We start from the raw sequence: 26,126 nt of genomic DNA, 5'->3' as shown, positions 1-26,126 counted from the left end.
CCATGATCTCCCTTGCGGATATGATAACGGAACAAGCTGAACCATATTCTTCTTCAAAGGGAGAATCGCAACAGGTAATTTCAAGTGAAGCAATTGCAGCAATCGCCAAGCACCATGCTCAACCCGGTTCTTCAATTGAAGCGCAAGCTCTTCGACAAAAAATCACTCCTCTCCGCTACCTGAGAAATCAAAACGCAATCCCTGCACAAGAACAGATTCTACTCCTTGAATCCAGTATTGCTCAAGTAGGGCTGGGTGGACTCGGAGGAACACTGCTCGATATTTTTCTCCGCACAGGAATCGGGAGTATTAAAGCTGCTGACGGTGATTTATTTGAAGAAAGCAATCTCAATAGGCAATCTCTTTCTACCCAAAAGACTCTCGGTTGGGAAAAATCACGAGCTGCCAACCAAAGGGCTTACACCATAAACCCATCTGTATCATTCGATGCCCGCCATCTATTTCTGAAACCAAAAGAACTCCCGGAGTTCCTGACTGGAGCAGATATCGCCATTGACGCTTTAGGCGGATTGGAAACACGGCTGGCACTGCAGCAGGCTGCTGCCCGAGTGGATATTCCTCTGGTAACCGGTGCTTTGGCAGGATGGACAGGCTATGTTGGAGTGATATTGCCCGGTCAACCTGGCCCAGCTGAAATCATGGGGCGGAACAATGCAGCGGAAGAGATGCTCGGGTGCCCGGCACCGACTGTGACACTCATCGCTTCGCTCATGGCGGCACTCACGGTCCAACTGCTCTCAGGTCACCCCTCCCTTCTTGCCGCCTCAATCTTTGTCATCGACCTCAAATCACTCACTTTCGAAAAAATATCCCTATAAGATATTCGATCAGTGCCAGATCGTACCCCTCATACCATGAGTTGACTTAATACGTGAAGTACTGCATATACTTATTTTTATTCAGTGCATTTTAATCCAATGCGCTTTAACAGCAAAACGGAACATGCGATTTACCATGACTGATTCAAATGAAGCGACACTCCGTCTTAGAGTGTGGATCGAGCAGAAGAATGAAATCTATATTGGCATAGGCAGCACCTTACTCCTGCAACACATCCAGAAGCTCGGGTCTCTTCGAAAAGCTGCTGAGGCACTCGGGATGTCATACCGACGCGCATGGGGAAAACTGAAAAATGCCGAAGAACGAATTGGCCAACCTTTGGTCGCCAAGACAAAAGGGAAAGGGCAAAGATTCAACCTTTCACCTTACGGCAAAGAACTCATGGAAAAATTTCTCCATTTTTACTTGGATGTAGAAAACTACGCCATGCGGAAAGCTTCCGAGGTGTTGGAAATGGATGTTCAAAAATCCGGTGAATTTTACCGAGACGATACCGAATAGCTATCAGTCCGACATTTGGGTTGATATAACACTTAACAGTTTACGGAGATTGCAATGAAAAGATTTTACTCTTTTGCACTGGCACTTGTTCTGACGCTCGCGCTGGCCATGCCTGCAATGGCGGGTAAAACCCTGATGATGGCAACCACAACCAGCACTGCAAACACTGGTCTTCTGGATGAACTGATTGTTCCCAAATTCATGAAAGATACCGGCATCGAAATAAAATTTGTCGCCATAGGCACTGGTAAGGCCCTGAAAATGGCTGAGAATTGCGATGTCGATGTTGTCCTGGTGCACGCTCCCGGCGCTGAAATGAAATATGTGGAAAAAGGTGTGCTTATTGACCGCAAGGAATTGATGTACAATGACTTTGTCATCATCGGCCCCGCATCTGATCCAGCCGGAGTCAAAGGCATGAATGTCACCGATGCCTTGAAGACCATTGAGGCTCAAAAAGCCGTCTTCACAAGCCGTGGTGATAATTCCGGTACAAACAAGAAGGAAATTTCATTGTGGAAGGCTGCAGGTATGGCTGTTCCAGAAAAGGCTGAATGGTATGTTCAGACCGGACAAGGTATGCTGCCAACTATCAACATCGCCAATGAAAAAAACGGATACACCATGACAGACCGTGGAACCTACATCAAGTATGCTGATAATCATGGTGGTAATGCCCCTCTCAAAGTCCTGGTGGAAGGAGACAAGGTTCTCTTCAACCAATACAGCGCTCTTGCCGTGAACCCGGCTCATTGCAAAGATGCTCAGTATGATCTGGCAAAACAATTCATCGCATGGATGGCCTCTCCTGATACTCAAAAAGCTATCGGAGAATTCAAACTGCTCGGCAAGAAGCTCTTCATTCCAAACGCCCAGTAAAACAACACTCACACGGGGGGAGGGCCAAAAGCCCTGCCCCCTGACATTGGAAATGTATGGAATTTCTCCTACAAGGTTTTCTCCAGGGATTCGTTCTCCTCTTCTCAGGTGATGCGGAAACGTATTCAGCCATTCTTACCACGGTCTGGGCTTCATCTCTCTCCATGGCCTGTAGCCTTGCAATCGGAATCCCTCTTGGATTTCTCCTCGGACATAAAAGGTTCCCAGGAAAAAAATCCGTCAGAACCATCGTTGATACTCTTCTTTCCTTTCCCACAGTCGTTATTGGACTTCTTGTCTATGCCTTCCTCACGAAACACGGTCCTCTGGGCGGAACCGGCCTTCTTTTTTCCGTCCCCGGCATAGCCATGGGCCAAACCCTCCTAGGATTGCCCATTATCATCGCCATGACAGCCAATGCTGTCGAGGGGCTTGATACACGCTTACCCATGACTCTTATCACCTTGGGTGCGAATCCACGCCAAATTTTATGGGCCACAATCATGGAAGCCCGTTTCTCTCTTATGCTTGCAGCCATGGCCGCCTATGGCAGGATCGTCTCTGAAGTTGGAATATCCATGATGGTGGGTGGGAATATCAAATGGCATACCCGGACCATTACGACCGCTATAGCTCTGGAAACCGGCAAAGGTGAGTTTGCCGTTGGGATTGCTTTGGGCATGGTCTTGCTTACCGTCGCCCTTATCGTCAATATTTTTGCTTCAGGCCTCAAAAAAAAGGCAGTCCAATGACGACCCCACTCATCACTTTGGACCATATTCACCAAGCATATTCTGGTAGAACTGTTCTGAATATTGAAAGTCTTGCAATTGAAAGCGGCAGCATCATCGGGTTGGCCGGTCCCAACGGGTCCGGAAAATCCACACTTCTGCGTCTCCTGGCCTTTTTGGACAGCCCCAATCAGGGCACTCTCTCATTCATGGGATCACCCACTTCCACCAAACCCGGAGCCGTCCACCGCCAAGTCACCTTATTGGTACAAGAGCCTTACCTGCTCAAACGCACTGTTCACGCAAACATAGCCTATGGCCTTAAAGTACGAGGCAAGTCGGACATTTCTACCAAAGTTCATAATGCTCTCATTGAAGTAGGCTTGGCTCCAGACTTATTCATGGCAAGACAATGGTATGAATTGTCCGGCGGAGAAGCGCAACGAGTTGCCCTTGCCGCGCGACTGGTGCTCAAACCGAAAGTCCTGCTCATGGATGAACCGACAGCAAGCTTGGACACTCAAAGCGCAGAGCGTATCCGCAAAGCTGCACTTCAAGCTCGGGCCAACAACGGGACCAGTTTGGTCATTGCCAGTCATGACTTGAAGTGGCTTGAAGAGGTCAGTGACAAGACTATCCACCTTGCCGATGGATATATTACCGCTATAAAATGATACTTCCGGGAGAACACCATGAAGGCCATTTCTCTGGTCGGACCGAAAAAATCCGGCAAAACAACTCTGGGCATCAAGTTAGCACAATACTTCAAGAAACAAGGACTGACTGTCTCAGTCGCTAAATTCAGCCACCATGACCTCAACTGGCAGGATACAGATACGACAAGGTATGCCGAAATCTGTGACACCGTCGCAGGTTTAGGACCCAATGAAACTTTTATTCATTGGGACGGCCATCGCTTTCTACCTGATCTGCTTCCCTTGCTCACTGCCGATGTACTTATCGTTGAAGGCGGAAAAGAGCTTGGTTTTCTGCCCAGAATCCTCTGTCTCTCCGGCGACCTTTCTGATGGAATCGAATGGCTCCATCCAGAATTGGCTCTTGGCTCTTATGGAGAAAGAACACTCGGGCCCATTCCAGTCTGCAAGACTATCGAAGAACTGGGGGATCTGGTTTTGGAAAAAGGGTTTTTCCTGCCGGGTATGGACTGTGAAACCTGCGGACGCCCAGACTGTAAAGGCTTGGCAGAAGACATCGTCAAGGGAGTTGCCACACCCGAAGCTTGCTTGGCCATGCACAATTCAATCACCGTTGATATCAATGGAGCCCCTGTCGGTATGAAACCATTCGTCGAAGAAATCATTTCCGCATCCATCCGGGAAATGCTCAGAACCCTGAAAGGATATTCTCCGGGTAAAGCAACTCTCACACTGGACGTCTAAGAGTGAAAAAGGTAGTTCCCGGTGATGCAAATAGCTCTCTATGAACCGGAAATACCACCGAACACAGGCAACATAGCTCGCCTCTGCGCTGCAACGAAAACCCCGCTCCACCTCATTGAGCCTTTAGGATTCCTGGTGGACGATAAACATCTGCGACGGGCCGGACTCGACTACTGGCCCCACGTAGATGTCTCCATTCACTCCAACTTCGAAGTCTTCCTTGATACGGTCAAACCCGAACGGTTGGTCCTGGCCAGTGCAAAAGCTGCCACAGCTCACCACAAATTCCAATTCCATTCGAATGACGTCCTCCTTTTGGGACCGGAAACACGGGGATTGCCACAAGATTTGCTTGAACAATACCCTACCTGTGTGCGAATTCCCATTTGGGGAAAAGTACGCAGCTTGAACCTCTCAACAGCCACAGGCATTCTTCTCTTTGAAGCATTACGCCAAACAGAGGGTCTCCCGGACTGATTTTCAACGGATCAAACAAACTTGACGATCAATGACCCAAGACAGTTTCTCCTGTCTCTTGTTTTTTCCCCATACGCCTTGTACTAATCACTCAGGTAGTCATGCTGCCATATAACCCACAAAACAATACGATACACTCATCATGAAAGTACTCATAACCGGTGGCTGCGGATTCATAGGAACCAATTTCATACGCCTCATGCTTGAGAAACACCCGGATTGGTCAATCACCAACCTGGACAAACTCACGTATGCAGGGAATCGTCTCAACCTGCTTGATCTTGAGGAGAATGAAGCCCGGTATTCATTTGTCCGGGGAGATATCGGCGACCGAGATCTTCTCATGGACCTGCTGTCTGGAAAGGCGTTTGATGCTGTTGTCAACTTTGCTGCTGAATCACATGTAGATCGGTCAATAAATGATCCTGCCCCATTTGTGACCACTAATATTCTCGGAACACAGACTTTGCTTGAGTGCGCACGCCAATGTCATGTCTCCCGTTTTGTACATATTTCGACTGATGAAGTGTACGGTACTCTCGGGAATGTCGGACAATTTATTGAAACGACCCCCCTGACTCCGAACTCCCCCTATTCAGCGAGCAAGGCCGGAGCTGATCTTATGGCTCGAGCATATTTTGAAACCTATGGATTCCCGGTCCTGATCACCCGTTGTTCGAATAACTACGGCCCATATCAATTCCCGGAAAAGCTCATACCACTGATGTACATGAATGCCATCAATGATAGGCCACTCCCGGTTTATGGTGATGGAACGAATATACGGGATTGGATCTATGTTGACGATCACTGCCTCGGCGTTGAGCTGACGCTGCTCAAAGGACGGGAAGGACAGGTTTACAACTTTGGTGGAGATGCAGAAGAAACCAACATCAATGTCGTTAAAACGCTTTTATCCATAGTGGGCAAACCGGAAAGCCTTATAACCTATGTCACCGACAGACCCGGCCATGACAAACGATATGCCATGAATTTTGCTCTTGCAGCAGAAGAACTCGGATTTGCCCCCACCGTCAGCTTCGCGACAGGGCTACAAAAAACCATCGCATGGTATGAATCAAACCAACAATGGCTCAATCAAGTTCAAAGCGGTGAGTATAAGAACTTCATGGACAGATGGTACAAGGAGCGTTCCTAGTGGACCTCAAAGGTAAACACGTCATTATTTTTGGGGGAAAAAATGGACTATTGGGGAAAGCTGTCACCAAAGCTCTCCTCGTCGCCAAGGCTCTTCCGATCCCCCTCTCCAGTTCGGATTGCGACATCCTCAACCCCAAGGGAATTGAGAAGATTCTAAACAAAATCAATCCGGACCTTATCATCAATGCTGCCGCATATACGAACGTTGACCGTGCTGAAGATGAAACAGAAGCCGCATTTTCCCTCAATGCCACCGCCCCTCTACTCCTAGCAGTTGAAGCAGCCAAACGGGACATTCTCCTTGTCCATTACAGCACAGATTTTGTGTTCAGAGGGGATAAGAAACGTCCGTACGGGGTCACTGACAAACCGGGCGCATTCTCGGTGTATGGAATCAGCAAGGCCGAAGGGGAAAGAAACCTGCTCGAATTTGGCTATGACAAGACTCTGCTTATTCGTATTTCGTGGCTCTTCGGGGCAGGGAAAATGAATTTTGTCGAAAAGATCCTTTCCTTTGCTCAAAGGGAAATGCAGATTACTGTCGTCAACGATCAAATAGGATCGCCCTCATATACCACTGATATAGCTGAAAACACTTTGGCCCTCATCAGACATGACGCCAATGGCATATACCATCTCGCCAATTCAGGGACAACGTCATGGTTCGGACTTGCATCAGAAGCTGTCAAAATAGCCGGGCTAAACTGCACTATTGAGCCGGTTCCGTCACACAAGTATCCGACCAAAGCAGTCAGACCAAAATACTCAGTGCTTGATCTTTCCGACTTCACCCAACTCACAGGGATCACACCCCGTTCATGGCAAGAGGCACTGAAGGAATATATGGGACATGAATTCCCAGAACTCAAAAGCTCCTAGGACATCAAGTCACGGACCTTGATATTAGCGTCACCGAGTCGACCTGACAACATTGTGACCATATACTTATGAAGAGCTGAAACGAGCATGGGAGCGCGCTTTTCTACGGCTGCCAATTTCTCTGTTGTCATCATGTACAAAACGCAGCGTTCTGTAGCTTTGAGAGTCGCAGTCCGAGGTTCTCTGGTATAAATCCCCATTTCCCCGAACACGGCACCCGGACCTACTTTTTTCAACCGCAAAATCTTTCTGCCTTCCATCTCCAGTTCTACATCAAGTCGGCCGGATTCCACAAAAAAGAGTGAATCAGAAATATCCCCCTGCCTGAACAGGACTTCGCCCTTCGCAACTTCGACTCGTTTCAAGACCTTCATGAGGGCAGGAATATATTTCGGCTCAGGAAAGACCGGAGCCAGAAGCTCAGGTAAGGTCATCTGCTTCATGTGAAGCATATTTTCCGCATCCAGCACATGGTTTTCACACCATTCCAATGCATAATCCAAATTGAAAAAGACCTTGAATGCACCGTGGTGATCACCGAGATGTCCACTCTTCTCAAGATGCTCTTCAAGTTCGAGCGGCGCACTGGTTATGATTATATCAATCCCATACTCTTCTCCAAGTTGATGCAACTTTTCAAAGCCGACGCTCGCAGCAGAAGCGACCCCACTCACCATTCGAAAATCCAAGATCAGATACTCCACCGGCAGAAGGTCTCTTTCCTCCATCCTTTCACGGATATTCTTGATAAGACTTCGCATTGACCCCAGAAAGAGAAAACCTTGCAACCGGATGACATGAATATGATCGCCATACTCCTTGAGTGTCCGTTGCTGAGCCGGAGCTCTATCAACATTGCTGCGGTGGTTCGCTCCTGAAAGAATATTTCGTATAACACCACCTCGGCTATTCCGGCTCACAGTTACCATCAAGGCCAAAGCGACACTGAATCCGACTCCAACCACCAGCCCGCATAGAAGAGTCGTGAGAAAAACGCTCCACAACATCCAAAGATCGTCTCGACGAGTAAAAGCAGTTTTGGCTTTGAACATCCACCCATTCACAAGCGCAACCCCAGAAAAAAGCAACAATCCTTCCGGCACAAACCGAGGAATCAGAGGAAGCACGGTATCCACAAAATATAATCCAGCAGCACACACGATACCCGCAACAATGCCGGAAAGTGGTCCGGTTGCGCCGGTAGCACGATTACCGGCACTCCGACCATAGGAAAGGGCCGACGGCATACCTCCGCATAACCCGGAAATAATGTTTGTGATGCCAAGAGCCTCGAACTCTTTGCTCAAATCGACTTCTTTCCCCAAGAGCAATTCGAGTCTGGTTGTTCTATACATGGTTGTCAGCATGACGAGCAAAGCCAACGCGCCGATAAAGAGGATATTCTCTCTCATGATATGCCATTGGATTTGATGAAATCCAGACTGAAGCAACTTGACCGTAAATAAGGGAACGCCTCCCTCCAAATCAGGGACAGGCATGGCAAGAGACTGTGTAATGACATCATTGCCCCATATACCACAGGCATAGCCGACGGCAGAGGCGACGAGAAGAAGACCTAACAAAAACAGGGAATTCTTGAATCTGTGAAGTCCCATGAAGAGAACGAGGCCAAAAACAACCCCTGGCCCCATACTTGAAACGCATTCAGCGGCATTCATCCCAAGAAGACAATTCTTGAAAGTATCGAGAACATTTCCCCAATCCATGGGAAAGTTCCCCATCCACTCAAAGGCCACAATGACCACGCACACTCCAACAGCCCCAATCACTCCACCAATGATCTGAATAGGTATATATCTGGTGAGTTCTCCGGCCTTCAGTCGACCCACCAGCCACAAACCAGCACCAGCGGAGAGAGAAGTGACAATGATGGATGCAATGATGGTAGCTGTTATTTCTTCTGGCAAATAGGTTCCTGCCATGGTTCGATAGATAGAACCAAGAAAGAAAAGAAGAATCGCAGCTGAAATGGTGCCAGGGCCGGAAACAGCAAATGGAATTCTGCTCATCAAGGCAAAAACAAAACACCCAATAGCCATCCCCGTCAAAGCAGTGGAGAGGATATACGGCAACAACTCATGCACGCCGTTTTGAGAAGCTGCGAGCAACGACATGGCCACTGCAAAATAAAAGGCGAGAAGACCGGAGACCAAACCGGAAAAAACATTCAACGCAAGATTCCCTTCAAACAGTCTCCACCCCTGCCACTCCTCTTCTGCATCAAGAGAAGTGCTTGAAACATTGAGATTGCCCGGAAAATCAGACTCCCAAATATCGGGCGCATTTTCGTTGGCCAAGTCACTTACGTCGATATTCTCTTCTGTCACCTTCAGCGCGTCAGAGTTTCTTTTGAGAGCATGACCACAATGGGCACACGTGGTCATCGCCTCATCAGAGTCCTGCATCACATGCCCACACTGATCGCAGACAATATCTTCGCCCTCACCTATGCCCTGGGATATCTGATCCACCCTATTTGAATTGGTCACACCCAGCTCAATGCTTCCTGTTTTTTCAAAAGAATGACCACCCGGCAAGAGGGTCTCGACAATGGTCACACCTCGACCGCACTCAGGGCACTTTGCTTTTTTCCCCGTAAGAGAATCCGGGACATTCCGTTTGTATTCGCAGGAATCGCATTTAAAAATCGCCACGCATCACCACCATGTGAAGTATGAGTAAGATCGTCCGATCATAAGGGGACGCCCCAGAGAAAACCAATGACTTTTATAAAACATACGTGAAGGTTGGGTCCTGTGCAAGCAAAGGACTCAAGACAACGACATCGATTTATTGCAAGTGAAACACTTTTGTCCCTAAAGATTTCCATTATTACGCCGATAAAAAAAGCACGAGTGAGGATAATTTTATACTCACGCATAGAGCGAGTGTCTCTATATATCAACCCTCTGGTGGAAAACGATGCAGACGATCAAGAATGTCTCCATACTCGTTTCCGACTTGGAACCCCATCCAGGCCTCCCCCGCTTGCTGCAATCAATTGCCCGACAATCAACCGGCTTAGAAATGGTTGAAATTCTTATAGTTATAGAAGAAGGAAATTCAACAGTATCAAATTCTATCTGGTCTGCCATTGCCGGAATTGAAGCAATTCACTTGATACCAGCTCCAAAGACTCTCTCACCTTCGGAAGCGCGCAACCTCGCAGCCCAGTCGGCACAAGGAGATTTGATCCTTTTTGTCCGTTCCGACTATCGTCTTGATCCCAAGTATCTGACGACAGTGCTCTCAGTCTATGAAAGTTCACCTGAGGCGGATATTGTTTACACTGACTATATCCGCCTGGCTCCGAGAAAGGCTTCGTCCATTCGACCTGGCATGGTTCAATTGCCTGACTTTGATGAATCCTTGCTCCAATCCAGAAACATTCTTGGACCAGCTGTGAGTATGAGACGTGAGGCTTTTGAGAGAACCGATGGATTCAAGAACAACACGATCTATCGCGACTGGGAAATGTGGATTCAAGCTGCCAACACCGGAAGCAGATTCTTCCATATAAATTACCCTCTGGCATCATGTGAACATGTCAAGATCAGCTTCCGGGAACGAGCAGAAGATGGTCGATGCAAGGCAATGATCGTCATAAACAATCAGGCTTTTTTCCACATTCATACTGTGAAGTGGGCACTGTCTTATCTCCGAGGAGAATCCTGGGCACAGGCCGCACATTTTATGGTAATCCCTACCGCCGTGGAGGTTTCACGCATGATTCACGAATTTCATATGAAGACAATGGGAACCGACGTCCTCGCACAAGAGGCGATACGTCAATTCGATCTGTCCCCACTGACAGTGGAAGCCAGCAGGTAAAAAGATGAGGCCACCCAATATATGGGCGGCCTCTACCAAATGTTTATAGCAATCTGCAAAACATGGCTGTCTCAACCATTTTTCATCATACCATCAGGCTACAAAGCAATACCGTTTTTCTCCAAATCTTCTACCAGTAATTCTCGAATTCGGTAAGCCACAGGCCCTGGCCGAACATCATGAATAGGTTTCCCATTGAAGCGCACCACCGGGATAGCATCCCCAGTCGTGCCGACAATAACCACTTCCCTGGCTTCGAGGATTTCTTCTTCACTGATCCCACGAAAAATAATTGGCATTTCTCCCTTGATCAGATCAACGGCACGCATGAGCGTCGTTCCCGCCAGAGCATTGGTGAATTCAGGTATGACCAATTTACCATCCTGAGAAACTATACAGACATTTTCAGTCGCCCCTTCAGCCAGGAACCCATCACCATTAAAACAAAATGGGAAATCATATCCCTTCTCTTCTGCTTCGCGCTTCATTAAAACGTTTGGCAGATAGTCGATGGATTTGATTGTCGCCAGATAGGATTGCTTGGCGGGAATTGATGTTTTGAAGGCGGTAACACCATTTTCATAGACGGTATCAGCTTTGTGATGAAGAGCATACGAGACGACATACAGACTGGCCTCTGGGCACTCAGAAGGATAAATACCAAAGCCGCCGGGCCCGCGTCCGAGAAGCACACGAACCATACCGTCATCACTCTCTCCGGCACGCGCCACATCCAGCACAAGCTGGCTGATTGTATCCCAGGAGCATGGAGGTTCCAGGTAGATAGCAGCACTTGACCGCTTCATACGCTCCATGTGAGGTTCCAGCTGATACAGCTTTTTCCCCACGAATTTCATCGTTTCAAAGATACCATCTCCCCGATGAACAAGATGATCATCCCAAGGCATGAGCATCAAAGCTGGATCGGTACAGATCATCCCGACACGATGCTCATAAAAAGCATGAACCTCCGATGCGCCAGGACGTTCACACTCAAGCATGGCCTTCAGATAGGTGTCCTTGTCTGCAATTTTCACCATCTTATTTTTCCTTAGGGAACGCGAAGTAGATTTCGTTGTATCAGCGTCTCAGCAATCTGAATGGTATTCAGCGCGGCACCCTTGCGAATATTATCGGAAACCACCCACATGTTAATACCGTTCTCAATGGTTTCATCTTCACGAATACGGCCGACATAGGTTGCATCATCACCAGCGGCATCTACCGGCATGGGGTATGCTTTCTTCTCTGGGTAATCTTCGACTATCACACCGGGAGATTTCGCAAGAAGAGCGCGAACATCATCTGCCTTCATTTTCTCTTGGGTCTCTATATTCAAAGATTCGCTGTGCCCATAAAATACCGGAACCCGAACACAGGTCGCTGTAACCTTGATTGTGGGGTCCCCCATGATCTTGATGGTTTCGTGAACCATCTTCATTTCTTCTTTGGTATATCCGTTTTCCATGAACACATCTATCTGTGGCAGACAGTTAAATGCGATCTGATGAGGATAGACATCCGCCACAACAGGCTGTCCCGACATCAGACGACGAGTCTGGTTTTCCAACTCTTCAATAGCCTTCTGCCCTGTCCCGGAAACAGCCTGATATGTGGAAACCACAACCCGCTTGATCCGAGCTTCATCATGAATAGGCTTCAAAGCAACCATCATCTGAATAGTTGAACAATTGGGATTGGCAATGATGCCTTTATGCCAGTCAAGGTCTTCCGGATTCACTTCAGGCACAACCAAAGGACACTCATCATCCATACGCCAGGCAGAAGAATTATCCACCACGACACAACCTGATTGAACAGCGATAGGTGCAAATTTTTCGGAAGTTGACCCACCTGCGGAGAACAGGGCCAAGTCAACACCTTCAAAAGAATCTTCAGTCAACTCGACAACAGTCAACTCTTCTCCTTTGAACTCCACTTTCTTGCCAGCACTCCTGGCAGAAGCCATCGGAATTATTTTGGAATACGGAAATTCTCTCTGTTCCAGAACCTTCAACATTTCCTGACCGACCGCGCCGGTTGCTCCACATACGGCTACAACGGGATTGCTCTTCATTACTCTCTCCAATCTCTCTTAAAAATTCAACTTTCTGCCAATTTCGAGACAAGCCTCCGCTCGATTAAGCGTATACAAATGAACACCCGGTGCGCCCCCGTCCACCAATTCTCTGGCCTGTTTGACAGCATATTCCATTCCAAGGGCATACACAGCATCGTCGCCGCCTTCAGTATGTGCTTTTTCCAAAGCACTCAGGAATTTTCCAGGGATGGCGGCTCCACACAGACCAAGGATAAACTTCGCGGAACGGAGGCTCATAATAGGCAACACACCGGGGATAACCGGCACATCCGATCCCATGAGCTTCAAACGTTCAACATAATCAAAATAAAGGCGATTATCGAAAAACAATTGAGTGACAAGAAACTTGGCACCTTTTTTTACTTTAAGATCAACCATATCCAAGTCAGATTGAATGGTCGATGACTCTGGATGCGGCTCTGGGTAGGCTGCGCCACCAACACATATTTCAGGATACCGCTCTCTTATAAACTCAATAACATCCGTCGCATGTTTGAATTCCTGCGCATTAAAATCAAAATCAGGAACCCCAGCAGGAGGATCGCCGCGCAGAGCCAACACATTTTCGATATTGGCATCCCGCAAGTTTCGCAAAAAAGCATCCAGCTTTTCTGCAGAAGCTCCCACACTAGTAAGGTGTGTTATCGGCTCTATTCCATGATCCCGTTTCATGCGGGTTGCGATTTCAAGAGTGTTATCCTGAGTGCCGCCACCGGCGCCATAAGTCACGGAAGCAAAGAGAGGCTTCAGTTCCTTGAGCTTTTCGACCACATCAAAAAAGCCTGGCCATGCATCTTTTTCCTTTGGGGGAAAAAACTCCAAAGAAATAAAAGGACGTTTTCTCTCGATCAAATCACAGACACGCAATGGATACTCCTTAAAAATTCGTTTCGAAACCTGCTTATTGTTTAAACAGGTAAGTGAAATTACATACGCCTTCTTTACGGAACGTTCAATGACGAAGTGACTGTCATTCCCGCCATGTCCTGATTCAATTAGTGATGCAATGCTTCAACAATCGCGATGTCAGCGGGAAGGTATTCGAGTGTCGGAGGCAGGGAGGGGTCAACCCACTGTAATCGTTGATTCTCAAGAGGCTTCAGTTCTCCAGAATAGGCTGTAATGGTATAAAACTGCAACCCGACAAAAAAATCATCATATTCATGGACCAAGTGACGCCAAAATGAAAACTCTGTCGGAGTAATGTTCAATTCTTCCTGCAATTCGCGAACAAGGGCTGCATCGCGAGCCTCCCCTTTTTCAACCTTGCCACCGGGGAATTCCCACATCCCGGCCATTCTGAACCCCTCTGGACGTTCCACAGCAAGATACTGCCCATCTTTCCAAATAACACCCGCGACGACATCAAGTACCGGTTTCATCATTCGTCTCCAAATTCAGTGGTCACAGCTTCAATCTGTTCTTCCAACTCTCCCATGCGAATCATAAGGTTATCAGCCCATTCCGTTGCATCTTTATAAGCGGCATTCAACTTCAATGCATCTTCAGGTCTTTCATATGTCGCGGGGTCATTCATCTTCATTTCAAGTTCCGCCTGTTCATCAAAAACCTTTTCAAGGTCGGATTCCAACTTTTCATATTCCTTTCGCAACGGCTTGAGCTTACGATAGAGAGTATTTCTATTCTCTGCCTGTCGCCGTTTTTCATCTTTACTCAATTTACGCTTTTCCCTGATTTCTTCAGGCTTACAGGAGGCAACTCCGGCCTTGCATGCTTCTTCCTGTTTACGCTTTGCGTAAAATCCTTCAAAGCCTCCAAGATACTGTGTAATACCTGTCTCTTCAAGAGACCAGACCTCTTCGGCAACTTCATTGAGCAAGTAACGATCGTGAGCGACAAAAAGTAACGTGCCTTCATAATCCTTAAGCGCACGAATCAAACCCTCTCGAGTCTCAATATCAAGATGGTTGGTTGGCTCATCAAGAATAAGAAAATTTGCACGAGCCAAAAAAAGAGTTGCTAAAAGGAGACGACTTTTTTCTCCACCTGAAAGCGCTTGAACTTTTCTTTCAAAAAAAGCCTCTCCAAGAAGAAACAGCCCAAGTACACTCATGACCTGCTCTTCTGTCAAACCGGGGTCCGACAGACGTCGAATCTCACTGATGACCGTATTACCAAGATTCAAGATTTCGTGCTGGTGCTGACTGAAATACCCGACCTCTGTCCCATTACCAATCTTGGTATGCCCTGCATATGGTTGCAAATCCCCCATAATCAGCTTGAGGAGCGTAGACTTCCCCGCCCCATTAGGAGCCACAAGAGCAATCTTCTTGCCCCTGAAGAGCTGAAAATTGAGCTTTGGCCAGACAGAGTTTTCTCCCTCATAAGCAAACTCAAGATCAACAGCGGCAACTGGAACCTTATCGCCACGCTTCGGAGCAGGGAGACGAAAATTGAGGCTTTTCCCTCGGTGGGAAGTCGCTTGTACCTCTTTTATCTGATTCAATTCCTGTTCAAGCTTCTCAACTTTCTTGAGCTTACTTTGAGCTTGAGCTGCCTTACGAGCTTTCACTCGAAATTTGTTGATATATTTGTACTCATTTTCAATCCGAGCGGAAAGCTTGGCAGCTTCTTTGGCTCGCTGATCTGCATTTTCCGCATCCCAAGCAAGAAAATCATCAAAATTTCCCCGCCTTAAAACCGGTTTCCCCGCACCAAGAAAAACAACATGCGTTGCTACACGGTTAAGGAATATCCGATCATGGACAACAAAAGCCAAGGCTCCCCGAAAATTCAAAAGATATTCTTCAAGCCACTCGACTGCTTCCAAATCCAAATGGTTGGTCGGTTCATCAAGAAGCAGGATATCGGCTCCCTGCAACAGGACCCTCCCAAGCTTTGCCCGTTCTCGCCACCCACCCGAAAGCTCACCAAGTGTTTTGAGCAAATCTTCATCAGCAAACCCCAACCCACTCAATATGGCTCTGGCTTTATGGTCGGGATTATACCCGTACAATTCCTCGAACTCAGCCTGCCGATGTGCCAATTTCTCGATACGATTACCGTCATCAGCAGCGACAGCCATCTCCCAATCCTTCCAGAAGGAGTTCCACGACGGCAATGCCGACAAAACCCATGACAAAAGGGTTTCGGCAAGAACATCGCCTTTCATCTCCTGCTCGACATACCCAACCCGCGCTGTTCGGGAAACCGTCACTTGCCCTTCATCCTGTTCGATCTCCCCGGCGAGAATCTTGAGCAAGGTACTCTTTCCGCACCCGTTAGGGCCGGTAAGGGCAAGACGCATACCTGGGGTGACCTCGAAAGCGACATCTGAAAAGACAGATTCGCCTCCGTAGGATTTACCAAGACTTTGGACAGTAATTCGGGACATAATGAAAGATTCCTTTTTCGTTGAGCACAGTGGATATAATGGTCACCGCCATTATGCAAGCTTCGCGATATCGAGGCTTTGACCACATGAAAACTTCCCGTTAGAGTCAGCCAATGCAAAAATGGTCCGTTTATCTTCTGAAGTGTTCTGATGAGACGCTTTATTGTGGCATTACGAACAATCTCCAACGTCGACTTGCCCAACACAACTCAGGCACAGCTTCCAAATATACCCGCTCTCGAACTCCGGTCGAATTGATCAGCAGTGTGGATGTTGCGGATAAAAGCACGGCCCTCAAGCTCGAAATCAAAGTCAAAAAACAGCCACGATCCCAGAAGATATGGTTTCTTGAATCCCAAGGTAAGGCAAAAGCAGGGCCTGATCTTGAGGAAGAGCTTACAACCTTGCAAAATCTATAATTATCAGGTATTTATAGTATGCATCTTAAAAATATTCTTTCTTCGAAATCGACTTTATCCCTATGATCACACCATGCTTGATACCAGTACATTTTACCTCATACTTACCATGGCAGCATTCCTCTTTGTCGCCACCATTATTATCCACTACCATGCAAATACCGATAAGGTCAGACGCAAAAAAGGCGAAGTTGAAGCGTATACGGCAAAAACGACACAAAAAATTGCAATTATCGAAGCTGAGATTGCTACCCTGAAAGAAAAGAAAGAACAATTGGACGAAGAAATCGAATCGTTGAAGGTTTAATTCCAACCATGTTGATACCCATACTTATCTTCGTCATTGCGGCCATCTGTCTCTTTTTCATAATCAACTCTATCTCGACAAACCGTGCCAGACGAATAAAAAAGCTTGAATTGCAAAAACTCAGAAAATACCAGCAATACGAGCAGTTGCGTAAACAACGAATACAGCTGCGCATAGAAATTACTGAAAAAGAACAAGCCCTTGCAGCTCTGAGAAAAAATCAGGCTGGCATTACCACCATTTCAGCAAATGAACTTGATCTGAATGATGTCGATGAAAATGTGAAAATAGGACGATATTTGATTCAGGAAGGCAAGATCACGCGCGAACAGAATGCCAAGGTACTCGGTAAAATAAACGTCATGCAAATGGACTACTTGGGTTCCTGTCTGGCTCTTGGTTTCATTGACCTTGAAACCGCAAAAAAAGCCATCAAAATCAATCGAGTTACAACGAACTCTTTTGAGTTGAATTAATAAAGACACTCAACAATAAAGCAAAACCATTGGGGGATTCTCCAAGTGGTTTTGCTCTTTTCATTGCCAACTCAAAGAAGGCATTCACAATCCCCCTGACCACCATTAAAGAGGATCAGGGGGAGAAGTAATTTAAAGATTTTCCAAAACAGCATTCCCCATTTCGACACAGCCAACAGCTTTGCCGCCTTCCTGCCAGATGTCGCCTGTACGATACCCCTGCTCCAGGGTTTTCTCAACTGCCTGTTCAATGCAATCAGCTTCATCTGTCATATCAAAAGCATGCCGTAACATCATTGCGACAGACAGAATCGTTGCCAAGGGATTAGCTTTATCCTGCCCTGCAATATCCGGTGCAGACCCATGAATAGGTTCAAATATACCAGGATTGCCTTCACCGAGGGATGCAGATGGAAGCATACCGATTGAACCAGTAATGGCAGCGGCAGCATCAGAAAGGATATCACCAAAAAGATTGCCTGTCACAATCACATCAAATTGCGAAGGGTCACGAACAAGCTGCATAGCAGCATTATCCACGTACATATGTGACAACTCAACATCTGAGTAGTTCTTATGTTCATCAATGACAATTTCACGCCAGACACGTGAGACATCAAGAACATTGGCTTTATCCACAGAACAGACCCGGCCGGAACGCTTGCGGGCAGCCTCAAAAGCAACTTTCGCAATACGACGAATTTCATGTTCATAATACGTCATGGTATTATACCCAAAACGCTCGCCATCTTTTTCGCCGTCAAAGCGAGGCTCACCAAAATAAATACCACCGGTCAGTTCTCGAACAACCATGACATCAAGCCCCCTGGCCACGATATCGGGACGCAGGTAACAAGCATCAGCCAACTGCTTGAACAAATTGGCCGGGCGCAAATTTGCGAACAGATTGAGTTCCTTGCGAATACCCAAAAGCCCCTTTTCGGGACGAATGGCAGGATCGATGGTATCCCATTTGGGACCACCGACAGCTCCCAGCAAAACAGCATCGGCATCCTTGCATTTGGCAATGGTTTCCGCAGGAAGAGGAACACCTTCTGCATCAATGGCACACCCGCCAATAAGGGCTTCGGTCGTTTCAAATGTTTGCCCGAATTTTTCACCGACTTTCTCCAGTACGCGGAGCGCCTGATCCACTATCTCCTGGCCTATCCCGTCACCGGGAAGTACACAAATCTTCATTTCTCTCTCCAATTATTTCTATCTCTCTTCTACAATCCCGCAGTGTGATCGGAAATTAGCCTAATTTCTTTTTTGCATATTCTACCAATCCACCAGCATCCAGAATTTCCTGCATGAAAGGAGGAACGGCAGCAGCCTGAATCGTCTCCCCCGTCGTCAAGTTTTTTATGGAACCGGTCGCAGTATCGACTTCTATTTGATCTGTATCACCGATTTTCTTGATATCGTCACCGATCTCAAGCAGTACCAGTCCCATATTAAAACCATTGCGATAGAAAATCCGGGCAAATGACTGAGCAATAACAACAGGAATCCCCGCACCCAGGATTGATATTGGAGCATGTTCACGAGAAGAGCCACACCCAAAATTCTCCCCTCCTACCATCACGTCATTGTCCTTGACTCGTTTAACCCAACCAGCTTCAAGCCCTTCCATGCAGTTGGCACCGAGTTCTTTGGCATCAGTGGTTACCAAAAAACGAGCAGGAATGATTGCATCCGTATCTATATGATCGCCCACCTTATGAGCGGTTCCAGCAACTTTCATTATCTGTATCTCCTACAGTTTGGCAGGATTGATGATTTCTCCGGCAACAGCACTTGCGGCTGCAACGGAGGGATTGGACAAAAACACTTCGCTCTCCAAAGACCCCATGCGCCCCTTGAAATTACGATTGGTCGTGGCAATGGAACGTTCTCCACCGGCCAAAATCCCCATGTGACCTCCCAAACAGGGACCACAAGTCGGAGGGCCAACAATACATCCGGCATCCATGAAGATTTCCATCAGGCCTTCTTTCATACACGCTTTCCAAATGCTCGGAGTGGCAGGTAAAATAATACAACGAACCTTGGAATTGACTTTGCGTCCTTTCAAAAGAGCGGCTGCCTCACGCATATCTTCAATACGACCATTGGTACAAGAACCAATAATCGATTGATGAATCTGCAACCCGGAGGTATCATCGACAGCCTTGACATTATCGGGAAGATGCGGACAAGCGACCTGTGGAGCCATGTCGGTCACGTCAATCTCAAGTACCCGCTCATAGGTGGCATCCTGATCGGCTACCATAGCTTCTCCGCCTGAAAACCCTGCGGTAGCGGCATAATCAAGTGTCTTTTGATCAACAGGGAACAAACCGACCTTTCCACCTGCTTCAATGGCCATGTTGGCGATAGTCATACGTCCTTCAACAGACATGTTATCAACAACTTCGCCAGAGTACTCCAAGGCTTTGTAGAGAGCACCAGAGACACCAAGGCGTCCTATTTGATTCAGCACGAAATCCTTGGCACCGACAAACTTGCCTGGGGTTCCGGTCAAATTGACTTTGATCGTCGGGGGAACCTTGAACCAGGTCTCTCCAAGAGCCATGGCAGCACTGATATCAGTGGACCCCATACCTGTTGCGAAAGCTCCCAAGCCACCATAGGTGCAAGTATGAGAATCAGCGCCGATAACAACATTGCCCGGCCCAACAATCCCTTTCTCTGGCAGCAGGGCGTGCTCGACACCGACCTCACCACATTCATAGTAATGGGTAATGCCCATCTCTTCAGCAAATTCACGGACGACTTTCACCTGCTCAGCCGAATCAATATCCTTATTGGGCGTGAAATGATCACACACCAGAGAAATCTTATCCTTATCAAAGACCTCCTGTGCTCCCATCGCCTTGAAGGATTTGATTGCCAACGGTGCGGTGATATCGTTGGCCAAAACCATGGAAACCTTGCACTGGACAATTTGCCCGGCACCAGAGATCACCTGGTCTGTATGTTTTTGTAAAATTTTCTCAGCTAATGTCTGACCCATTGTCTATTTCTCCTCTTTGGCTTTTTCCAATCTGTTCAAAGCGTTGACCATTGCCAGCGCGCTTGCCTTGACAACATCTCCATCGTTGGCACGCCCCACGGCCTTCACGCCTTCATGCTCAATGCGGACAGCGACACTGGCCAAAGCATCCGAGCCTTGTGTCACTGCATTGACCGTATATACTTCCAGCTTGGGATCTATCCCTACCAAGGAGTAGATGGACTGGAACGCGGCGTCAACAGAACCTTCACCGAATTCGCTGGTTCGCCTGACAGCAACCTCATCCCCTTCACTGCCGAATTCCATGACCATGGCAGCGTGTGGTGGCACATCTCCTGTGCCAGAAAATACGGACATATCAATCAACCGAAAACGATCTCGACGGCGGTAAACGCTCTCAAGAATCATGGCTTCGACATCTTCATCAAACACATGCTCTTTTTTATCAGCCAGATCTTTAACGGCTTTGAAAAGAATCATGACCTGCTCGTCATCCAAGCTATATCCAAGTTCTATAGCCTTGTTTTTTACGGCATGGGAGCCAGAATGCTTACCGATTACGATATCATTACTCGTTCTCCCAATTGATGCCGGAGTCATGATTTCATAGGTCAACCGATTCTTGATGACACCATCCTGGTGCACACCAGATTCGTGAGCAAAGGCATTCGCTCCCACAATGGCTTTATTGGGCGGGATTGGCATCCCTATTATTTGAGAGAGACGACGACATGAAGGGAAAAGTTGCTCTGTCTTGATTCCTGTTTCAACGTCGTACAACTCCTTGCGGGTATTGAGAGTCATCACCAGATCTTCCAGTGCGGCATTACCGGCACGCTCCCCAATACCAAGAATCGTGCACTCCACCTGTCTGGCTCCAGCACGGACAGCCGCCAGACTATTGGCAACAGCAGCCCCAAGATCATTATGACAATGGACTGAAATAATAGCCTTATCGACATTTTTTACATTGTCTTTGAGATATTTGATCATCTCATAATACTCAAAAGGCTGCGTATAGCCTACGGTGTCAGGTATATTGACGACAGTGGCCCCTGCCTCGATGACTGTTTCCGTCACTTTAACAAGAAAATCCCAATCTGAACGAGATGCATCTTCAGCGGAGAATTCTATATTATCGGTATACTGCTTGGCATGCTTGACAGCTTTCTCCGCCATGGCAAGAACTTCATCAGCTGTTTTCCCCAGCTTGTACTGCATATGAATTTCGCTGGTTGCCAAAAAGATATGAATACGGGGGTGGTTGGCCTCCTTGATAGCCTCCCAGCATCGATCGATATCACCGCTTACAGAGCGACATAATCCAGCAACCTGCGCCGACTCAACCACCTTGGCAATTGCCTGAACGGCTTCGAAATCACCTTGGCTGGCAATAGGAAAACCAGCTTCAATTATATCAACCCCGAGGGTTTCTAACTGTCGTGCCATCCGGATTTTCTCATCCAGGTTCATTGTAGCACCTGGCGACTGCTCTCCATCACGCAATGTCGTATCAAATACATAAACTCTTTCAGCCATGGTATCCTCCGATTTTCCCTTTTGGGATATGATCAATAAATGTTGGACAAAGTATATACGAAAATCACCAACACATGCTGCATGTGGGCGATTGAGATTAGTACGACGTACTAGTATGGGATGAGTGAGAGCTAGCCTAGCTCTTCCTTGGAGCTATCCCGTAGTAGTCGTTTGCCTCTGCGGGATAGTAGGAAAAGAGTGTAGAGAGGACCAGAAATGAGATAGCCAAGAAAAATGAGGAATCCCAAGACTTTTGGTCGAGAAGCAATGAGAGAAAAAAGCAAAATGGCTGTGACCATCCAACTAAAAGGGTGCGCCTTGAAGGCACTGATTTCCTTGAATGAGTAGAAACGCACAGTACTCACCATGAAAAAGGACAGCACGTAAACAAGCACCAAGGTACATATGGGCAGGACCGTCTCCATATACGCCTGGGGAACATATTCTGTGAAAAGAACCAGTGTGGCGAGCGAACACGCTGCAGCCGGGATGGGCAGCCCCACAAAATGCTTCTTGGAACTGGTAGCAGCCTGGACATTGAACCGGGCCAACCGCAAAGCGCCACAAGCCATGAAAAGGAAAGCGGCCATAAGACCGAGACGTCCAAATCCATCCAAAGCCCATAAATAGGTCATGGTGGCCGGGACAACGCCAAAAGCGACAAGATCAGCCAAGGAATCCAGTTGTACACCAAACTCACTTGTCGTCCCGGTCAAACGCGCAACCTTTCCATCCAAACCATCGAAAATACAACTTGAAAGAATGCACATGGCACACGCAGCATAGTCACCTTGGATAGCCCAGGTGAGCCCCAAAAAGCCAATGAACAAGCTGGCCGTAGTCAGCAGGTTTGGCAGGAGATAAACGCTTTTGTGTCTGGGCAATTTCTTTTCTTTAGCCATATTGAAGATTTTTACTATGGACTTTTCGGTTAAATGCTTCGTTTTTCTGCAAGAGCAGTTTCGCCAGCAACGACCTTCTGGCCGACACTGACAGTAGGTACATAGCCGTCAGGCATGTAAAGGTCAACTCTGGAACCAAATTTGATTAACCCAAAACGTTCACCACGTTTAAGCTTATCCTGAGGCTCTGCCCAGCAAACAATCCTGCGGGCGATAAGTCCGGCGATCTGGACCATGGTAAACCGCTGGTTGCCCTTTCCTGTCACAACAACGATATTCCGTTCATTATCAGTGCTGGCCTTGTCGAAAGATGCGTTAACAAACTTTCCCGGTATATAGCGAATTTGTTCGACCTTGCCGGAAACAGGCATCCGGTTCACATGAACATTGAAGACGTTCATGAAGATGGCAATAACCTGACGCTGCTCTCCGGTAATGGGATCAGCTTCTCTGGTCACTTTGATAATCTTGCCATCAGCAGGAGAGCATACCGCATCCGCATTTTCAGGTCCCACGCGTTCAGGATCTCGAAAGAAATGCCCTATGAAGCAGGTCAGGCCCAACAAGAGCAGAGCCATGAACCAACACCCAAGAATGGCGAAAAGTAGTGTCGTAAAAGCGGAAATAATTATGTAAGGGAGGCCTTCCAGGGCCACTCCGACGGACGGTTTATGCATTGACGTCTCGCTCCTTGAATTCTTTTCATTGGTATCTACCTGCAGTCCACGTAAACCGCAAGTTTGTTTTACACTCTATAAGCCGGAATGAACAGAGACGCATTTTCATGACCACATGTCACCCTCAGAGGGTACCGAGTCACTCAGCAAAGAGAAGAAAGCATAATTCCCCCTTCAAACGAGGAAAAAGGAAATTGGTCACTTGAGCATGACATCGGACTTAACCGAATAGAAAAATGTCTCTGCTCTCTAAACAACGGGAAAAGACTCATTAGAATGAAGAAGGAAGGAAGCCCCTCTCACTCGGGACAATTAAATACAAAAAATGGTGAAGACGAGGTCACAATAAAGCGGCTTCGAAATCCCGCCCCAGCTTGTGCATGGGAAGTACTTTCCCTTCGATTATCAACCCCTGAGGAATAAATTCCGAATCCATAAATTCGGCGGGAACAGTAAATCGGTTTTCCTTGGCCAGAATCACAGAGGTTCCCTCAACCCCACTATGCGCTATCAATCCCTCCGGAAAGTACGCTGCCTTATCAGCATTGACACCAACAGCAGCAAAAAATGCACTATATTTATTGAAAAAATTATCACGAGAAAGAGACTGTTGAATCCCAGCAACCATTTCATTTGCGACATAACTTATGGGACGCCCTTGCAGCATTCCATAAGCTCCTGGCCGCGTCGGGTCCGCGAGCATGACACTGCCCATACCAAGAGAGTGGACAAGATCATGTGTCCTTTCACCCGAGATCGTATCCGTCTGATATCCCAAGGTCTGGATATCGGTAAAACCATTGCGATGCGCCTGAATCTGTTGAGCTAAAAGCATGATACCCGTGCCTGCTCCGATATCAACACCAACATATGGACCGCCTGAGGCCTGCGGTGCATCCTGCTGCCCAATAACCGCTCTCATGATGTGTGCGGCTCTGGGAGCATCGGCAAGGACGCGCAAAACCATTGACCACTGACGAAGCCTATTCATCAGCTCAATGTCATCTGCCGGTTCATTCAAACTCTGATGTCGCGAAAACTGTTCATACAGTCGTACAATCTCGGTGAAACCAATCTCTTCTCCATGAGCGCCATCATGCACATAGGAGTAGAAATATTTAACCGCAACATTCAAGAACTGTTCGTCATGTGTTGGCTCATGAGGATCACATAAGCGTTCAAGGTCTTTTACCAAACTTGCCGAGGTATAAAATTCCGGTGCAATCCCCGGCTCGGAAGAATCAATTGCTGCAGTAAAATTTCTGGCCTGCATCCCAACCGACGCTAAGGGAGAATGCACATTCATAAGCATGGATCTGCGGGATATTTTTTTTTCTGGCGTAGCAGTTTGATCTATATAATTCATAGTATTCTCTGACGAGTCTTTGTGTTGGGAAAACTTTGCCGTCATCAGACTCAGTGCAGGGACCATACCGGAGTTGATCTGTTTTCATTAAAAAACATTGGTAAATATCAAGAAAAGGAAAATGCAGAAGAAAAACAAAAAAACCGGCCCTTTCGGACCGGTCATATTTTTGTATGGAGCGGGAAACGAGATTTGAACTCGCGACTTCAACCTTGGCAAGGTTGCACTCTACCACTGAGTTATTCCCGCTTGGGGGAACAGCCGGTTCAGAGCGAACCGGCTGGTATTATCTGGAGCGGGAAACGAGATTTGAACTCGCGACTTCAACCTTGGCAAGGTTGCACTCTACCACTGAGTTATTCCCGCAAGATGGAGGCGACATCCGGATTTGAACCGGAGAATGGAGGTTTTGCAGACCTCTGCCTTACCACTTGGCTATGTCGCCTCTTTTGGAGCGGGAAACGAGATTTGAACTCGCGACTTCAACCTTGGCAAGGTTGCACTCTACCACTGAGTTATTCCCGCCCTCAAAAGCGAATCACTGTTTACCCATGCCCTCTCCGAGTGTCAAGGGTATTTTTTCTTTTTTTCCTGTCGTCTATGCCAATATGAACTAGTTGATTTTTTTTAGTTAATGGAAAGACTTTACTTTTAGAGGCTTTTTGGTATACCTACGCGGCTTAATTTAGTAACTTGGTCAAACTAACTCCCAACCGAATGATAACACCACGGGGAGAACCATATGGACGCTAAAGATCTTCAGTTTTTCAAAGACATGCTCAATGGAATGTTGGATGACACGCTCAAAAAAAGCGAAGAGACCATCGAAGACATGACAGAATCAGGTGAAGTTTATGCTGACCCTGCGGATCGAGCAACTGCTGAATCAGACCGCGCTTTTACCTTGCGTCTTCGTGATCGCGAACGCAAGTTGGTCAAAAAAATTCAAAAGGCAGTTGATCGCATTGATGATGGGGATTATGGCATTTGTCAGGAATGCGGAGATGGTATTTCCATCCCGAGACTCAAGGCTCGCCCCATGACCACTTTGTGCATTAATTGTAAAAGCAAACAGGAAGCCGACGAAGCTGTTCGTGGCGACTAGCCACTTTCATGCTTCTTTGAGGGCCACAGAGCAATGGAGGCAAATTTCTTTCGCTTCCTCGGCGCAGAATTGGCCTCTCTCCTGATTGGCCGGAGAATAGACAAAGTCTTTGCCCCTGC

27 protein-coding genes and 4 tRNA genes are annotated in these 26,126 nt (G+C 47.4%); 14 read left to right on the top strand and 17 right to left on the bottom strand.

Features of this window, described 5'->3' with window-relative positions:
• Positions 1-2: 2 nt before the first annotated feature.
• The 9 genes from BN4_RS00725 to rfbD all read left to right on the top strand — a co-directional run bounded on the left by BN4_RS00725 (position 3) and on the right by rfbD (position 6,889).
• Positions 3-839, top strand: coding sequence for a HesA/MoeB/ThiF family protein (locus BN4_RS00725; protein ID WP_015413429.1), 837 nt, complete (start codon positions 3-5; stop codon positions 837-839).
• Between the two features lie 136 nt (positions 840-975).
• Positions 976-1,362, top strand: coding sequence for a winged helix-turn-helix domain-containing protein (locus BN4_RS00720; RefSeq protein WP_041720068.1), 387 nt, complete (start codon positions 976-978; stop codon positions 1,360-1,362).
• Between the two features lie 54 nt (positions 1,363-1,416).
• On the top strand, positions 1,417-2,241 hold the full coding sequence (locus BN4_RS00715; RefSeq protein ID WP_015413427.1) for a substrate-binding domain-containing protein: 825 nt from the start codon (positions 1,417-1,419) through the stop codon (positions 2,239-2,241).
• A gap of 56 nt (positions 2,242-2,297) precedes the next feature.
• Entirely contained in the window at positions 2,298-2,993 is a 696-nt protein-coding gene (locus tag BN4_RS00710; protein ID WP_015413426.1) for an ABC transporter permease, read from the top strand.
• Positions 2,990-3,646: an ABC transporter ATP-binding protein gene (locus tag BN4_RS00705; RefSeq protein ID WP_015413425.1), complete on the top strand. Its 657-nt coding sequence runs from the start codon at positions 2,990-2,992 to the stop codon at positions 3,644-3,646. Before BN4_RS00710 ends, BN4_RS00705 begins: the two co-directional genes overlap by 4 nt.
• An 18-nt stretch (positions 3,647-3,664) precedes the next feature.
• Complete coding sequence (locus BN4_RS00700) at positions 3,665-4,372, top strand: molybdopterin-guanine dinucleotide biosynthesis protein MobB (protein WP_015413424.1); 708 nt, start codon at positions 3,665-3,667, stop codon at positions 4,370-4,372.
• 24 nt (positions 4,373-4,396) lie between these two features.
• On the top strand, positions 4,397-4,849 hold the full coding sequence (locus tag BN4_RS00695; protein ID WP_015413423.1) for a tRNA (cytidine(34)-2'-O)-methyltransferase: 453 nt from the start codon (positions 4,397-4,399) through the stop codon (positions 4,847-4,849).
• Positions 4,850-4,991: 142 nt separating this feature from the next.
• Positions 4,992-6,008 (top strand): dTDP-glucose 4,6-dehydratase, encoded by a 1,017-nt coding sequence (gene rfbB, locus BN4_RS00690; protein WP_015413422.1) that lies wholly within the window; start codon positions 4,992-4,994, stop codon positions 6,006-6,008.
• Complete coding sequence (rfbD, locus tag BN4_RS00685) at positions 6,008-6,889, top strand: dTDP-4-dehydrorhamnose reductase (protein ID WP_041720067.1); 882 nt, start codon at positions 6,008-6,010, stop codon at positions 6,887-6,889. The genes rfbB and rfbD overlap by 1 nt, the downstream gene beginning before the upstream one ends.
• Here the strand turns inward: rfbD and BN4_RS00680 are convergent.
• Positions 6,886-9,564: a cyclic nucleotide-binding domain-containing protein gene (locus tag BN4_RS00680; RefSeq protein WP_015413420.1), complete on the bottom strand. Its 2,679-nt coding sequence runs from the start codon at positions 9,562-9,564 to the stop codon at positions 6,886-6,888. The genes rfbD and BN4_RS00680 overlap by 4 nt on opposite strands.
• Positions 9,565-9,832: 268 nt before the next feature.
• Between BN4_RS00680 and BN4_RS00675 the strand changes: the two genes are divergently transcribed.
• Positions 9,833-10,741, top strand: a complete 909-nt coding sequence (locus tag BN4_RS00675) for a glycosyltransferase (RefSeq protein WP_015413419.1) — start codon at positions 9,833-9,835, stop codon at positions 10,739-10,741.
• Between the two features lie 98 nt (positions 10,742-10,839).
• Here the strand turns inward: BN4_RS00675 and BN4_RS00670 are convergent, their stop codons facing one another.
• From BN4_RS00670 to BN4_RS00650, 5 genes are all read right to left on the bottom strand, one after another.
• Positions 10,840-11,781, bottom strand: a complete 942-nt coding sequence (locus tag BN4_RS00670) for an aminotransferase class IV (protein ID WP_015413418.1) — start codon at positions 11,779-11,781, stop codon at positions 10,840-10,842.
• An 11-nt stretch (positions 11,782-11,792) separates the two neighbouring features.
• A complete protein-coding gene (locus tag BN4_RS00665) occupies positions 11,793-12,818 on the bottom strand; it encodes an aspartate-semialdehyde dehydrogenase (protein WP_015413417.1) in 1,026 nt (341 codons plus the stop codon).
• Positions 12,819-12,836: 18 nt separating this feature from the next.
• Complete coding sequence (locus tag BN4_RS00660; protein WP_015413416.1) at positions 12,837-13,709, bottom strand: methylenetetrahydrofolate reductase; 873 nt, start codon at positions 13,707-13,709, stop codon at positions 12,837-12,839.
• 128 nt (positions 13,710-13,837) lie between these two features.
• Positions 13,838-14,227 carry a (deoxy)nucleoside triphosphate pyrophosphohydrolase gene (locus tag BN4_RS00655; protein ID WP_015413415.1) on the bottom strand — a complete coding sequence of 130 codons (390 nt, stop codon included), beginning with the start codon at positions 14,225-14,227 and terminating at the stop codon, positions 13,838-13,840.
• Complete coding sequence (locus BN4_RS00650) at positions 14,224-16,197, bottom strand: ATP-binding cassette domain-containing protein (protein WP_015413414.1); 1,974 nt, start codon at positions 16,195-16,197, stop codon at positions 14,224-14,226. Before BN4_RS00650 ends, BN4_RS00655 begins: the two co-directional genes overlap by 4 nt.
• 113 nt (positions 16,198-16,310) lie before the next feature.
• On the opposite strand from BN4_RS00650, the gene BN4_RS00645 reads away from it, so the two are divergent.
• From BN4_RS00645 to BN4_RS00635, 3 genes are all read left to right on the top strand, one after another.
• Positions 16,311-16,616 carry a GIY-YIG nuclease family protein gene (locus BN4_RS00645; protein WP_015413413.1) on the top strand — a complete coding sequence of 102 codons (306 nt, stop codon included), beginning with the start codon at positions 16,311-16,313 and terminating at the stop codon, positions 16,614-16,616.
• Positions 16,617-16,689: 73 nt separating this feature from the next.
• A complete protein-coding gene (locus tag BN4_RS00640) occupies positions 16,690-16,923 on the top strand; it encodes a hypothetical protein (protein ID WP_015413412.1) in 234 nt (77 codons plus the stop codon).
• Positions 16,924-16,931: 8 nt separating this feature from the next.
• Positions 16,932-17,399, top strand: a complete 468-nt coding sequence (locus BN4_RS00635) for a hypothetical protein (RefSeq protein ID WP_015413411.1) — start codon at positions 16,932-16,934, stop codon at positions 17,397-17,399.
• Positions 17,400-17,531: 132 nt separating this feature from the next.
• Here BN4_RS00635 and leuB read toward each other — a convergent pair whose 3' ends face one another.
• From leuB to BN4_RS00580, 11 genes are all read right to left on the bottom strand, one after another.
• Complete coding sequence (gene leuB, locus BN4_RS00630) at positions 17,532-18,599, bottom strand: 3-isopropylmalate dehydrogenase (protein WP_015413410.1); 1,068 nt, start codon at positions 18,597-18,599, stop codon at positions 17,532-17,534.
• 55 nt (positions 18,600-18,654) lie between these two features.
• The gene (locus BN4_RS00625; protein ID WP_015413409.1) at positions 18,655-19,146 is read right to left on the bottom strand and encodes a 3-isopropylmalate dehydratase small subunit; all 492 of its coding nucleotides are present in this window, start codon (positions 19,144-19,146) and stop codon (positions 18,655-18,657) included.
• 12 nt (positions 19,147-19,158) lie between these two features.
• Positions 19,159-20,418 (bottom strand): 3-isopropylmalate dehydratase large subunit, encoded by a 1,260-nt coding sequence (leuC, locus tag BN4_RS00620; RefSeq protein WP_015413408.1) that lies wholly within the window; start codon positions 20,416-20,418, stop codon positions 19,159-19,161.
• A 3-nt stretch (positions 20,419-20,421) separates the two neighbouring features.
• Positions 20,422-21,957 (bottom strand): 2-isopropylmalate synthase, encoded by a 1,536-nt coding sequence (locus BN4_RS00615; protein ID WP_015413407.1) that lies wholly within the window; start codon positions 21,955-21,957, stop codon positions 20,422-20,424.
• Between the two features lie 131 nt (positions 21,958-22,088).
• Positions 22,089-22,859 carry a CDP-diacylglycerol--serine O-phosphatidyltransferase gene (gene pssA / locus BN4_RS00610; protein ID WP_015413406.1) on the bottom strand — a complete coding sequence of 257 codons (771 nt, stop codon included), beginning with the start codon at positions 22,857-22,859 and terminating at the stop codon, positions 22,089-22,091.
• Positions 22,860-22,888: 29 nt separating this feature from the next.
• Positions 22,889-23,536, bottom strand: coding sequence for a phosphatidylserine decarboxylase family protein (locus tag BN4_RS00605; RefSeq protein WP_015413405.1), 648 nt, complete (start codon positions 23,534-23,536; stop codon positions 22,889-22,891).
• 340 nt (positions 23,537-23,876) lie between these two features.
• Entirely contained in the window at positions 23,877-24,902 is a 1,026-nt protein-coding gene (locus tag BN4_RS00600) for a hypothetical protein (protein ID WP_015413404.1), read from the bottom strand.
• Between the two features lie 174 nt (positions 24,903-25,076).
• A tRNA-Gly gene (locus BN4_RS00595) sits at positions 25,077-25,151 on the bottom strand.
• Positions 25,152-25,193: 42 nt separating this feature from the next.
• A tRNA-Gly gene (locus BN4_RS00590) sits at positions 25,194-25,268 on the bottom strand.
• Between the two features lie 4 nt (positions 25,269-25,272).
• A tRNA-Cys gene (locus BN4_RS00585) sits at positions 25,273-25,347 on the bottom strand.
• A gap of 5 nt (positions 25,348-25,352) precedes the next feature.
• Positions 25,353-25,427: transfer RNA gene (locus BN4_RS00580), tRNA-Gly, on the bottom strand.
• A 217-nt stretch (positions 25,428-25,644) separates the two neighbouring features.
• Here BN4_RS00580 and dksA point away from each other — a divergent pair.
• Complete coding sequence (gene dksA, locus BN4_RS00575; RefSeq protein WP_015413402.1) at positions 25,645-26,007, top strand: RNA polymerase-binding protein DksA; 363 nt, start codon at positions 25,645-25,647, stop codon at positions 26,005-26,007.
• Positions 26,008-26,126 lie beyond the last annotated feature (119 nt).

It is taken from the genome of Pseudodesulfovibrio piezophilus C1TLV30, from assembly GCF_000341895.1.
Lineage (GTDB): Bacteria > Desulfobacterota > Desulfovibrionia > Desulfovibrionales > Desulfovibrionaceae > Pseudodesulfovibrio > Pseudodesulfovibrio piezophilus.
Note: the sequence above shows the minus strand (reverse complement) of the source record. Positions and strands in the feature narration are given on the sequence as shown.